General features: G+C 70.6%; 12 protein-coding genes. 10 read left to right on the top strand and 2 right to left on the bottom strand.

The window, feature by feature from the left end; translation table 11 throughout:
* Positions 1-12 precede the first annotated feature (12 nt).
* The 5 genes from QIY60_RS10330 (at position 13) to QIY60_RS10310 (ending at position 5,593) form a co-directional block, all read left to right on the top strand.
* Positions 13-1,776 carry a serine/threonine-protein kinase gene (locus QIY60_RS10330; RefSeq protein WP_283142128.1) on the top strand — a complete coding sequence of 588 codons (1,764 nt, stop codon included), beginning with the start codon at positions 13-15 and terminating at the stop codon, positions 1,774-1,776.
* 141 nt (positions 1,777-1,917) lie between these two features.
* Positions 1,918-3,117: a cyclic dehypoxanthinyl futalosine synthase gene (mqnC, locus tag QIY60_RS10325; protein WP_283142127.1), complete on the top strand. Its 1,200-nt coding sequence runs from the start codon at positions 1,918-1,920 to the stop codon at positions 3,115-3,117.
* 16 nt (positions 3,118-3,133) lie between these two features.
* On the top strand, positions 3,134-3,670 hold the full coding sequence (locus QIY60_RS10320; protein ID WP_283142126.1) for a hypothetical protein: 537 nt from the start codon (positions 3,134-3,136) through the stop codon (positions 3,668-3,670).
* Positions 3,671-3,966: 296 nt separating this feature from the next.
* Positions 3,967-4,662: a demethylmenaquinone methyltransferase gene (locus QIY60_RS10315; RefSeq protein WP_283142125.1), complete on the top strand. Its 696-nt coding sequence runs from the start codon at positions 3,967-3,969 to the stop codon at positions 4,660-4,662.
* Between the two features lie 19 nt (positions 4,663-4,681).
* Complete coding sequence (locus QIY60_RS10310) at positions 4,682-5,593, top strand: glutaminase (protein ID WP_283142124.1); 912 nt, start codon at positions 4,682-4,684, stop codon at positions 5,591-5,593.
* Positions 5,594-5,914: 321 nt separating this feature from the next.
* Here QIY60_RS10310 and QIY60_RS10305 read toward each other — a convergent pair whose 3' ends face one another.
* Positions 5,915-6,457 (bottom strand): GNAT family N-acetyltransferase, encoded by a 543-nt coding sequence (locus tag QIY60_RS10305; protein ID WP_283142123.1) that lies wholly within the window; start codon positions 6,455-6,457, stop codon positions 5,915-5,917.
* Positions 6,458-6,557: 100 nt separating this feature from the next.
* On the opposite strand from QIY60_RS10305, the gene QIY60_RS10300 reads away from it, so the two are divergent.
* Positions 6,558-7,844 (top strand): geranylgeranyl reductase family protein, encoded by a 1,287-nt coding sequence (locus QIY60_RS10300; protein WP_283142122.1) that lies wholly within the window; start codon positions 6,558-6,560, stop codon positions 7,842-7,844.
* A 93-nt stretch (positions 7,845-7,937) separates the two neighbouring features.
* On the opposite strand, the gene QIY60_RS10295 is transcribed toward QIY60_RS10300, so the two are convergent.
* Positions 7,938-8,774, bottom strand: a complete 837-nt coding sequence (locus tag QIY60_RS10295; protein ID WP_283142121.1) for a C40 family peptidase — start codon at positions 8,772-8,774, stop codon at positions 7,938-7,940.
* 818 nt (positions 8,775-9,592) lie between these two features.
* Between QIY60_RS10295 and QIY60_RS10290 the strand changes: the two genes are divergently transcribed.
* Genes QIY60_RS10290 through QIY60_RS10275 form a run of 4 tightly spaced genes read left to right on the top strand, consistent with a single transcriptional unit; the run spans position 9,593 to position 12,580 of the window.
* Complete coding sequence (locus tag QIY60_RS10290) at positions 9,593-9,952, top strand: NADH-quinone oxidoreductase subunit A (RefSeq protein WP_007383963.1); 360 nt, start codon at positions 9,593-9,595, stop codon at positions 9,950-9,952.
* A 17-nt stretch (positions 9,953-9,969) separates the two neighbouring features.
* On the top strand, positions 9,970-10,524 hold the full coding sequence (locus tag QIY60_RS10285; protein WP_067163033.1) for an NADH-quinone oxidoreductase subunit B: 555 nt from the start codon (positions 9,970-9,972) through the stop codon (positions 10,522-10,524).
* Positions 10,521-11,246 (top strand): NADH-quinone oxidoreductase subunit C, encoded by a 726-nt coding sequence (locus tag QIY60_RS10280; protein WP_190093170.1) that lies wholly within the window; start codon positions 10,521-10,523, stop codon positions 11,244-11,246. The genes QIY60_RS10285 and QIY60_RS10280 overlap by 4 nt, the downstream gene beginning before the upstream one ends.
* A complete protein-coding gene (locus tag QIY60_RS10275) occupies positions 11,246-12,580 on the top strand; it encodes an NADH-quinone oxidoreductase subunit D (RefSeq protein ID WP_283142120.1) in 1,335 nt (444 codons plus the stop codon). The genes QIY60_RS10280 and QIY60_RS10275 overlap by 1 nt, the downstream gene beginning before the upstream one ends.
* Positions 12,581-12,602 lie beyond the last annotated feature (22 nt).

Raw genomic sequence — 12,602 nt, 5'->3', positions numbered from 1 at the left:
GAGCAGATCGCGATGCAGCCGCTCGAAGCCGGCGAACCGCGCACCATCGGCGCCTACCGGCTGCTCGGCAGACTCGGTGCGGGCGGCATGGGCCGGGTCTATCTGGGCCGCAGCGCCGGGGGCCGTACGGTCGCCGTGAAGGTGGTCCACCCGCACTTCGCCCTGGACGAACAGTTCCGCGCCCGGTTCCGCCACGAGGTGGAGGCGGCCCGCCGGGTCGGCGGCGCCTGGACCGCGCCGGTCCTGGACGCCGACCCGGAGGCTTCGGTGCCGTGGGTCGCCACCGGCTATGTGGCCGGTCCCTCGCTGGCCCAGGCCGTCACCGCGCACGGGCCGCTGCCCGAGCACGCGGTGCGCGCGCTCGGCGCCGGGCTCGCGGAGGCGCTGGCGGCGGTGCACGCGCTGGGGCTCGTCCACCGCGATGTGAAGCCCTCCAACGTGCTGCTCACCCTCGACGGCCCCCGGCTGATCGACTTCGGCATCGCCCGCGCCACGGACGGCACGGCCTCGCTCACCGCGTCGGGCGTCTCGATCGGCTCGCCGGGCTATATGTCGCCCGAGCAGATCCTCGGCAAGGGCGTCACCGGCGCCGCCGACGTCTTCTCGCTCGGCGCGGTGCTGGCGTACGCGGCGACGGGCGCGCCCCCGTTCCCGGGCGACTCCTCGGCCGCGCTGCTCTACAAGGTGGTGCACGAGGAGCCCGAGCTGGGCGGGCGGCTCGACGGGGAGCTGCGGGCGGCGGTGGACGCGTGCCTCGCCAAGACGGCGGCGGCCCGCCCCGCCCCCGCCGAACTCGCCCGGCGGCTCGCCCCGGACGGCGCGGCCGCGCTGGTCGCGGGCGGCTGGCTGCCGGGGGCGCTGGTGGAGGAGGTCAGCCGGTCGGCGGTGCGGCTGCTCGACCTGGAGCCGGAGGCGCAGGACGCGCAGGCCTCGGGCCCGGTGGCGTTCACCAGCCCGGCGGTGGGGGTGTTCGGGCCGCCGGACGCGTCGTACGGGGCGGGCGCGGGTGTGGGTACCGGTGCTGGTGCTTCGCAGGGCTCGTACGCGTACGGCAATGGCAGTGGCGGTACGCCCGGCGGTACGAGCGGTACGGGTTCCGTCGCCGATGCCGTGCCCGCGCCGCGTACGCCCGAGCCGCCCACCACTCCGCCCCGCGTCTCGCTCTCCGTCGGGACGGCCGTCGAGCCGGGGGAGCGGGGCCGGGGGCGGCGGATCAGCTGCACGGTCGCACTGGCCGTGGCCGGGGCGGTGGCGGCCGCGACGGTCGGCGCCGCGTTCCTCTTCGACCTGATGCCGGGCGGCGGCGACCAGAAGCACGACTCGGCGGCGTCGAGCGGCCCGAGCAGGTCGAGCACACCGGCGGACTCGGGCCCGGGCGCGACGGGCGGCCCGGCGGTGTCGGAGGTGCCGAAGGCGTTCCTCGGCACCTGGAAGGGGCCGATGACGGAGGCCACGACCGGACAGCCGCACGGCGATCTGACGGCGGTGTTCAAGGCGGGCGCTACCGGCGAGGACGTCCTCCGCACCTCCTCCAAGATCACCGTCCTGGGTACGACCGTGGAGTGCTTCGGGGTGGGCAAGCTGGTCTCCGGCACGGCGCAGCGCGTGACGATCGAGGAGCGCACGGACACGACCCGCGAGAACACGGTGGGCCTGTGCACCACCGGCACGGCCACCCTGGTCTTCACCCGCAACTCCGACGGCACGCTCAAGTACGAGTCGAGGGAGATCGGCGCGGGCAACCCGTACGCGACGCTGGTCAAGGAGACGGGCTGAAGGGGGGGGCGGGCTGAAGGGGACGGGCCAGGGGGGGACGGGCTGAACGGCGGGGGTCCCCGGGGCCCCGGACCGAGGCCGGGCCACCCCGCTGGCGTAGGCTGGCGGTCCGTCCGCAACCCTGCCGAAAGGGACACCCCGGTGACTGAGAAGGCCGACCTTCAGTCCGTCCTCGACCGTGCCGCCGCGGGTGGGCGCATCACCCCCGAAGAGGCGCTCGACCTCTACCGCTCGGCGCCGCTGCACGCGCTGGGCGCCGCCGCCGACGCGGTGCGCCGCCGTCGGTACGCCGGGACCGAGCACATCGCCACGTACATCATCGAGCGCAACATCAACTACACGAACGTGTGTGTCACGGCGTGCAAGTTCTGCGCCTTCTACGCGGCCCCCAAGGACACCAAGAAGGGCTGGACCCGCGACCTCGACGACATCCTGCGCCGCTGCGCGGAGACCGTCGAGCTGGGCGGCACCCAGATCATGTTCCAGGGCGGCCACCACCCGGACTTCGGCGTCGAGTACTACGAGAAGCACTTCAGCGCCATCAAGCAGGCCTTCCCGCAGTTGGTCATCCACTCCCTCGGCGCGTCCGAGGTCGAGCACATGGCCAGGATCTCCGGGGTCCCGGTCGAGGAGGCGGTCCAGCGCATCCACGCCGCCGGTCTCGACTCCTTCGCGGGCGCCGGCGCCGAGCTGCTGCCCGCGCGGCCGCGCAAGGCGATCGCCCCGCTCAAGGAGAGCGGCGAGCGGTGGCTGGAGATCATGGAGATCGCGCACGGCCTTGGCGTCGAGTCGACGTCCACCATGCTCATGGGCACCGGCGAGACCAACGCCGAGCGCATCGAGCACCTGCGGATGATCCGAGACGTACAGGACCGCACGGGCGGCTTCCGCGCGTTCATCCCGTACACCTACCAGCCCGAGAACAACCATCTGAAGGGCCGGACGCAGGCGAGCGTCTTCGAGTACCTGCGGATGATCGCGGTCGCGCGCCTGTTCATGGACAACGTCGCGCACATCCAGGGCTCCTGGCTCACCGTCGGCAAGGAGGCGGGCCAGTTGTCGCTGCACTACGGCGCGGACGACCTCGGCTCGATCATGCTGGAGGAGAACGTCGTCTCCTCGGCGGGCGCCAAGCACCGTTCCAACCGCATGGAGATCATCGACCTGATCCGCAAGGCGGGCCGCGTTCCGGCGCAGCGCGCCACGACGTACGAGCACCTGCTCGTCCACGACGACCCGGCGAACGACCCGGTCGACGAGCGCGTCATGTCGCACATCTCGTCCACGGCGATCGAGGGCGGCACGGCCCACCCGGAGCTGAAGCTGCTCGCGTCCAACTGACGCGACGGTTGCTCTAGTGCTGACGATTCACGCCCCCGGGGCGGGCGACTCGGTCGTGGTCGAGGCCTCTGTGGTGGCCGCGATCGGGCCGTACGAGGAGCTGGCGGCGGCGTACCCGGCCGCGCGGGTGCGGCGGTGGCCGGGCGTGCTGCTGCCCGGCCTGGTCAATCCGTACGGGCCCGAGCTCCTTGAGCAGGCGTACCACCCGGATCCCCGCGAGGCCGACGAGCTCGGCGTCGATCCGATGCCGGTGTTCTTCACGGACGAGGTGCGTCTGGGGGCGAGCGCCCGGCGCGGGGTGCAGCGGCTGCTGGCGCACGGGGTGGTGGCGGTTTCGGGGGAGTTGCGGGTGCGGGCGGTGGTGGAGGCGGTGCGGCGGTCGGGCGTGGCGGTGCTGCCGCGCGCGTCCCTTCCGTCCGGGACGCCGTCCCTGGCCGCGGGGGCGGCGTTGCCGCCGCTCCGGGTGGGTGATCCGGCTCGGTTCGCGGTCTTCGACGGGGCGGTGTGTGTGGCGACGGTGCTGGACGGTCGGCTCGTCTACCGCGCCCGTTGATTCCCCCACCCCACCCCTTCCCGAAACTCTCCGAGGGCACTTGTTTGTCTGCGGGCCGGTGGGGGTTGCTCGCGCAGTTCCCCGCGCCCCTGAGATGCGCCCCTCCGGGGCGCCCAGGGGGATTGCCGCGCAGCGGCATCTCAAGGGGCGCGGGGAACTGCGCGACCAGCCCCCACCGGCCCGCAGACAAACACCGGGTCAAGAAGGCGCGCGGCCACCCACCGGCCCGCAGGCGAACGGGGGCGTCCCAGGGGGGCGTGGGCGCCGGGGGCGGAGCCCCCAGGCACAATGAGGGGGTGACCCGCGCATCTCTGGACAAGCAGCCGCACGAAGTCGCCACGATGTTCGACGACGTCGCCGCGAACTACGACCTCACCAACGACGTGCTCTCGCTCGGCCAGGCCCGCCTCTGGCGCAAGGAGGTCGCGAAGGCGGTCGACGCGCGCCCCGCCCAGAAGGTCCTGGACCTCGCCGCCGGCACGGCCACCTCGTCCCTCCCGTTCGCCGCCACCGGCGCGTACGTCGTCCCGTGCGACTTCTCCATCGGGATGCTGAAGGTCGGCAAGGGACGCCACCCCCACCTGCCGTTCACGGCCGGTGACGCCACGAAGCTCCCCTTCAAGGACGACACCTTCGACGCCGTCACCATCTCCTTCGGGCTGCGCAACGTCCAGGACACCGACGCGGCCCTGCGCGAGCTGTTCCGCGTCACCCGCCCCGGCGGCCGCGTGGTCATCTGCGAGTTCTCGCAGCCGACCTGGAAGCCGTTCCGTACGGTCTACAGCGAGTACCTGATGCGGGCGCTGCCCCCGGTCGCCACGGCGGTGTCGTCCAACCCGGACGCGTACGTCTACCTCGCCGAGTCCATCCGCGCCTGGCCCGACCAGCCCGCGCTCGCCGCGCGGCTCCAGCAGGCCGGCTGGTCCAAGGTCGCCTGGCGCAACCTCACCGGTGGTGTGGTGGCGCTGCACCGCGGCTACAAGCCCCAGTAACCCGGCGGGCAGCAGCACCGTGGACTACCAGGCCGTCCTCCACCAGATCGCGGACGACGTCGCGCCCCTCGTCGGGCGCGGCACCCCCGCCGCGTACATCCCCGCCCTCGCCGACGTCGACCCGTCCCGCTTCGGGATGGCCGTCGCGGACCTCGACGGCAAGGTGTACGGAGTGGGGGACTGGCAGCGGCCGTTCTCCGCGCAGTCGATCACCAAGGTCTTCACGCTCGCGCTGGCGCTCGCGCGCGGCGGCGACAGCCTCTGGGAGCACGTCGGCCGCGAGCCGTCGGGCAACCCGTTCAACTCGCTCGTCCAGCTGGAGTACGAGAACGGGATCCCGCGCAATCCGTTCATCAACGCGGGCGCGCTGGTCGTCACCGACCGGCTCCAGACCCTCACGGGGGACGCCAGCAGCGAACTCCTGGAGTTCCTGCGGGAGGAGACCGGCAACCCCGAGCTCGCCTTCGACGCGGTGGTGGCCGAGTCGGAGTCGGCGCACGGCGACCGGAACGCCGCCCTGGCCCACTTCATGGCCTCGTACGGCAACATCGCCAACGACGTGCCGACGCTGCTCGACCACTACTTCTGGCAGTGCGCCATCGAGATGAGCTGCGCGGACCTGGCGCTGGCGGCGCGCTTCCTGGCCCGCCACGGTCTGCGGGCGGACGGCTCCCGTCTCCTGACCCGCAGCGAGGCGAAGCAGATCAACGCGGTGATGCTGACCTGCGGGACGTACGACGCGGCGGGCGACTTCGCGTACCGCGTCGGCCTCCCCGGCAAGAGCGGCGTAGGCGGCGGCATCGTCGCGGTCGTACCCGGCCGCTGCACCCTGTGCGTATGGAGCCCGGGCCTGGACGCGCGAGGCAACTCGGTGGCAGGAGTCGCAGCCCTGGACCGCTTCACCACCCTGACCGGCTTGTCGGTGTTCTGAGTCCTTGCGACTGCGGACCGCAGATGGCCGTTCGCGCAGTTCCCCGCGCCCCTGGCGGGGTTGCCCCCCAAGCTTGGCCGAAAGACGCTCCCCCAAGGGGGTTTAGGAGCGCGAGGCTACGACATTTGCGGCTCCGCCGGGCCTTTAGGGGCGCGGGGAACTGCGCGACCAGCCCACGACGGTCCGCGGACGAAGGGGGGTTTGGGGGCGCGGGGAACTGCGCGAGCAACCCAGGACGGTCCGCAGACGAACCCCGGGCCTAGAAGGGGCGCGCTCAGCCCCCACCGGCCCGCAGACGACCACCGGGCCAAAACGGGGCCCTCACAAGGCCAGCTGGAAGCAATACCCCTCCCGCCCACCCACCGGCGTCACGAACGTCTCCCCCAGCCGCATCCCCAACCGCCGCGTAACCGCCACAGACCGCGCATTCCGCGCGTCCACCATCGCCACCACCCCACCGACCCCCGCCGCCCGCACCCGATCGAGCGTGGCCCGCGCCGCGGCCGTCGCGTACCCCTGGCCCCAGGCGGAACGGGCCAGCCGCCACCCGATCTCCACCTCCCCCACCGGCCCCCACGCGTGCGGCCACGGCTGCGCGCCCGTGAAGCCGAGCACCCGGCCGTCCTCCCCGAGGAGGGTCCAGAGGCAGAACCCCCGCTCCGCGTCGTGCCTGCGCTGCCGCGCCGTCAACTCCTCGTACACCGACAGCTCCGCCGCCCTGCCCCCGTGGAACTCCATGACCTCCGGGTCGTCGAACACCTCGTGCCACGCGTACGCGTCCTCCTCGGTCGGTACGCGCAGCCGTACGACGGGCGGGGACGGCAGCGACTTCTCCTCGGTCGAGTTCTCCTCGGTCGAGCTCATAGCGGGGCAACCCTTCGCGATAACGATCAACAGCCACCCATAGACTGCACATGTCCTGTGCTTTCCGGCATGCCAAATCGAGTCTTCGGGAGAACCCGCTGTGACCGAGCCCCTCTCCGAACACACCGCGGATGTGATCGTCGTCGGGGCCGGCCCCGCCGGATCCACGACCGCGTACTACCTGGCCAAGGCCGGACTCGACGTACTGCTGCTGGAGAAGACCGCCTTCCCGCGCGAGAAGGTCTGCGGCGACGGGCTCACCCCGCGCGCCACCAAGCAGCTGGTCGCCATGGGCATCGACATCTCCGAAGAGGCCGGCTGGCTGCGCAACAAGGGCCTGCGCATCATCGGCGGCGGCGTCCGGCTCCAACTGGACTGGCCGGAGCTCGCCAGCTACCCCGACTACGGACTCGTCCGCAAGCGCGACGACTTCGACGAGCAGCTGGCCCGCCAGGCGCAGAAGGCCGGGGCACGGCTGTACGAGCGGTGCAACGTCGGCAGCCCGATCATCGACGACCGCACCGGCCGCATCACCGGCGTCAACGCCAAGCTGGGCGAGGAGAAGCGGGAAGTCGCCTTCCACGCCCCGCTCGTCGTCGCCGCCGACGGCAACTCCACCCGGCTCTCCCTCGCGATGGGCCTGCACCGCCGCGAGGACCGCCCGATGGGCGTGGCCGTACGCACGTACTTCCACTCGCCCCGCCACGACGACGACTACCTGGAGTCCTGGCTGGAGCTGTGGGACCGGCGCGGCCCCGGCGAGGACCGGCTGCTGCCCGGCTACGGCTGGATCTTCGGCATGGGCGACGGCACCTCCAACGTCGGCCTCGGCGTGCTCAACACCTCCGACTCCTTCAAGGAGCTGGACTGGCGCGAGGTCCTCAAGGCCTGGTGCGCCTCGATGCCCGAGGACTGGGGCTACACCCCCGAGAACATGACCGGCCCGATCCGGGGCGCCGCGCTCCCCATGGCCTTCAACCGTCAGCCGCACTACACCAAGGGCCTGTTGCTGGTGGGCGACGCGGGCGGCCTGGTCAACCCGTTCAACGGCGAGGGCATCGCGTACGCCATGGAGTCGGGGCAGATCGCCGCGGACGTCATCGTCCAGGCGCACGCCCGCGCGACCCCGGCCCAGCGCGAGCTGGCGCTGCACAACTACCCGAAGATCCTCAAGGACACCTACGGCGGCTACTACACGCTGGGCCGCGCCTTCGTGAAGCTCATCGGCAACCCGAAGGTCATGAAGATCGCGACCCAGCGCGGTCTGACCCACCCGCTGCTGATGAAGTTCACCCTGAAGATGCTCGCCAACCTGACCGACCCCACGGGCGGCGACGCGATGGACCGCATCATCAACGGCCTCTCGAAGGTGGCCCCGAAGGCCTGAGGGCCCCTCCTGTACGACTGAGGGCCGGTGCGACCCCTTCGGGGAGCACCGGCCCTTCTGCGCGTCTGTGAGCGCCGGGAGCGAACGCCGGGACTAGAGGACGCGGACCGCGCCGGTCGGCCGGTCCCAGTCCAGGCTGCGCTCGACCACACCGGTCGAGGAGTTCTGCGCACCGACGAACTTGCCGCCGCCCACGTAGATCGCCACGTGGTACGCGGAGCCTGCGCCGCCCCAGTAAAGGATGTCGCCGGCCTGGAGGTTCGAGAGCGAGACCTGGCGGCCCGCGGTCGACTGGTCCTGCGAGACCCGCGGCAGGTCGATGCCCACCTGGCGGTACGCGGCCTGCACGAGGCCCGAGCAGTCGTACGCGCTGGAGCCCGTGGCACCCGACACGTACGCCTTGCCGACCTGCGCCAGCGCGAAGTCCACGATGGTGGCGGCGGAGCCCGTGGCGCTGGAGCTGGAGGACGACGACGTGGTGGAGTTGCTGCCGCCACCGGTCGAGGAGGTGCTCAGGGTGGTGCGCGCGGAGGAGCGGGAGGCGCGCTCGGCGGCGTCCGCCTTCGCCTTGGCCTCCGCCTCGGCCTTCTTCTCCGCCTCGGCCTCGGCCTTGGCGTCCGCGTCGGCCTTGGCCTTCTTGGCGACCTTGGCGGCGCTGGAGGCGGCCGCGTTCTGCTGGGCCTTCAGCTGGAGGTCGGCGGCGACCTGCTGGGTGGCCTCGGCGGAAGCGGCGGCGGTGCTCGCGAGCCCGGTCGTGAGCGTGGGCATCTCGATGGTCTCGGTCACCGGCTCGGCGGCGTGCGCCGGACCCGTGGCGCCTGCCACCGCGATGGTGCTGAGGACGCCACCGGCAACTCCGGCACGGAGCGCGAGCTTGGAGGCGCTGCGGCGGGGCTTCCGGTGGCTGGGTATGTGAGCGGTGTGGGACATGAGGACAACCGCTATCAGGGGTTCACGGTTCCCTTCAAGAAACGTGTGCTGCGCCACAGTTGCGGTCGGAACGGACGAATCCGCTTCCTCCGCGCCCTTATTGACGCCGTAACGGGCAATCCGGTCATGCACGATCACGGCTGTGATCATGTGGTTTTTATAAAAAGTCCGAATTGCCCGTCGCCTACCATCCGTTCACACCGTTGGCCAAGCCCGGTTTTATCGGTGACGGTTTCCTGTGACGCAGGTCACTTCGTATCCGGGTGTCGGCCGTCCCGTGACCGGCCCGTGATCAGCGGGGCATGGGTGGGGCGGGGGATGGGGTCGTCGGGTGATCGGCCCGGGGTCGGTTCTAGATCACTTCGAGCCGACTCCGGACCGATCCCGGACCGACCCGGAGTTCGTGAACGCGTGCACAGGTCCACCCCCGGGCGAAGCTCTCACCCGCACGAGTGAGCCGTGATCCCTTACCACTCGAACGAGTCCATCGCCAATTTGCCTGTAGGGCCCATGTCTTGATAGCGCCGCACCCCTTGCGACCAGCGGTAACAGGAGTGGATGCTACGCCTTGTGATCACTCGGCCGCTTCGGGTGTGAAGATCACTGCTCATCCGACTTGATGATCCTTCGTCAGGTGGTGGAGATCACAAAGCCGTTGGTGTACCCCGTGTCGCAGATCACAGACCGCCGGGCATAGGATGCGGTGCAGTCGGGCTTGTGAACTGCCTCACATGTGCGCGATCTTCGCGTGGCGAGGGGGCGGCAGCGGCGCCCGTGTGCGGTCCAACGGTCAAGGACGACTGGAAGGAGCGAGGAGCGTGAATGCCTACGCGCCCATCCTCGTGCTCGGCGCCCTAGGGGCTGGGTTTGCGATCTTCTCCGTGGTCATGGCCACGCTTATCGGCCCAAAAAGGTACAACCGGGCGAAACTTGAGGCGTACGAGTGCGGCATCGAACCGACTCCCACGCCGGCCGGAGGCGGCCGCTTCCCCATCAAGTACTACCTGACGGCGATGCTCTTCATCGTCTTCGACATCGAGATCGTCTTCCTCTACCCCTGGGCCGTCACCTTCGACGCCCTGGGGGTTTTCGGGCTCGTGGAGATGCTGCTCTTCGTGCTCACCGTCTTCGTCGCCTACGCGTACGTGTGGCGGCGCGGCGGCCTGGAATGGGACTGAGGGGCTGAGGGGCACCTATGGGACTCGAAGAGAAGCTGCCGAGCGGCTTTCTGCTGACCACCGTCGAACAGGCCGCGGGCTGGGTGCGCAAGGCGTCCGTCTTCCCCGCCACCTTCGGCCTGGCCTGCTGCGCCATCGAGATGATGACGACCGGCGCAGGCCGGTACGACCTGGCCCGCTTCGGCATGGAGGTCTTCCGCGGCTCACCGCGCCAGGCGGACCTGATGATCGTGGCCGGCCGGGTCAGCCAGAAGATGGCCCCGGTCCTGCGGCAGGTCTACGACCAGATGCCCAACCCCAAGTGGGTCATCTCCATGGGGGTTTGCGCATCCTCGGGCGGAATGTTCAACAATTACGCGATTGTGCAGGGCGTCGACCACATTGTTCCGGTTGACATCTATTTGCCCGGTTGTCCGCCCCGGCCCGAGATGCTGATCGACGCGATCCTCAAGCTCCACCAGAAGATCCAGGGTTCCAAGCTCGGGGTGAACGCGGAGGAAGCCGCCCGCGAGGCGGAGGAGGCCGCCCTCAAGGCGCTGCCCACCATTGAGATGAAGGGGCTGCTGCGGTGAGCGACGACCGTACTCCCGAGGCGCCGGAGAACGGCGGCCTGCCCGCCCAGCGCGACGACACCGGTGACGTCATCGGCGTACGCAAGGGCATGTTCGGCGCGGCCAACGGCGGCGACACCAGCGGCTACGGCGGTCTGGTGCGCACCGTGACCCTGCCGGGCGCCTCCTCCCGCCCCTACGGCGGCTGGTTCGATGAGGTGGCCGACGAACTCGAAGGCGCCCTGGAGGAGCAGGACCTGCTCCCCGAGAACGCCATCGAGAAGACCGTCGTCGACCGCGGCGAGCTCACCTTCCACATCGCGCGCGAGCACCTCGTACGCGTGGCACGCACCCTGCGCGACGACCCGGCCCTGCGCTTCGAGCTCTGTACGGGAGTCAGCGGCGTCCACTTCCCCGGCGACAAGGGCCGCGAGCTGCACGCCGTCTACCACCTGCGCTCGCTCACCCACGGCCGGCTGATCCGGCTCGAAGTCACCGCCCCGGACAGCGATCCGCACCTCCCGTCCCTGGTCGGCGTCTATCCGACCAACGACTGGCACGAGCGCGAGACCTACGACTTCTTCGGCCTGGTCTTCGACGGCCACCCCGCCCTCACCCGGATCATGATGCCGGACGACTGGCAGGGCTTCCCGCAGCGCAAGGACTACCCCCTCGGCGGCATCCCCGTCGAGTACAAGGGCGCCCAGATCCCGGCTCCGGACCAGCGGAGGTCGTACAGCTGATGAACACCGACAGCGCAACTTCGCGCGCTTCCGCCCGGGAGACGACGGAGGGGACCGTATATACGGTCACCGGCGGCGACTGGGACGAGGTCGCCCGCACCGCCGCCCGCGCCGACGACGAGCGCATCGTCGTCAACATGGGCCCCCAGCACCCCTCCACGCACGGCGTGCTCCGCCTCATCCTGGAGATCGACGGCGAGACGGTCACCGAGGCCCGCTGCGGCATCGGCTATCTGCACACCGGCATCGAGAAGAACCTCGAATTCCGCAACTGGACGCAGGGCACCACCTTCGTCACGCGCATGGACTACCTCATGCCGTTCTTCAACGAGACGGCGTACTGCCTGGGCGTGGAGAAGTTGCTCGGCATCACCGACCAGATCCCCGACCGCGCCTCGGTCATCCGGGTGCTCCTGATGGAGCTGAACCGGCTCTCCTCGCACCTGGTCTGCATCGCCACCGGCGGCATGGAGCTCGGCGCCACCACGATCATGATCTACGGCTTCCGCGACCGCGAACTCATCCTCGACGTCTTCGAGCTGATCACCGGTCTGCGGATGAACCACGCGTTCGTCCGCCCCGGCGGGCTCGCCCAGGACCTGCCCCCGGGCGCGGTGGACCAGCTCCGCGAGTTCGTGAAGACGATGAAGAAGAACCTGCCGGAGTACGACAAGCTCGCCACCGGCAACCCGATCTTCAAGGCCCGTATGCAGGACGTCGGGTACCTCGACCTGACCGGCTGCATGGCGCTCGGCGCGACAGGACCGATCCTGCGCTCCGCGGGCCTGCCGCACGACCTGCGCAAGACCGACCCGTACTGCGGCTACGAGACCTACGACTTCGAGGTCCCCACCGCCGACAGCTGCGACGCCTACGGCCGCTTCCTGGTGCGCCTGGAGGAGATGCGCCAGTCGCTGCGGATCGTCGAGCAGTGCCTGGACCGGCTGGAGCCCGGCCCGGTCATGGTCGCCGACAAGAAGATCGCCTGGCCCGCCCAGCTCGCGCTCGGCCCGGACGGACTCGGCAACTCCCTCGACCACATCAAGAAGATCATGGGCACCTCCATGGAGTCCCTGATCCACCACTTCAAGCTGGTGACCGAGGGCTTCCGGGTCCCCGTCGGACAGGCGTACGCGGCCGTCGAGTCGCCCAAGGGCGAGCTCGGGGTGCACGTCGTGAGCGACGGAGGCACCCGCCCCTACCGGGTCCACTTCCGCGACCCGTCCTTCACCAATCTCCAGGCCATGGCGGCGATGTGCGAGGGCGGCCAGGTCGCCGACGTCATCGTCGCCGTCGCGTCCATCGACCCCGTGATGGGAGGCGTCGACCGGTGACCGAGACCACGCCGACGAGCCT

It is taken from the genome of Streptomyces sp. BPTC-684 (assembly GCF_030028635.1).
In the GTDB taxonomy this organism is placed as follows: Bacteria; Actinomycetota; Actinomycetes; order Streptomycetales; family Streptomycetaceae; genus Streptomyces; species Streptomyces noboritoensis.
Note: the sequence above shows the minus strand (reverse complement) of the source record. Positions and strands in the feature narration are given on the sequence as shown.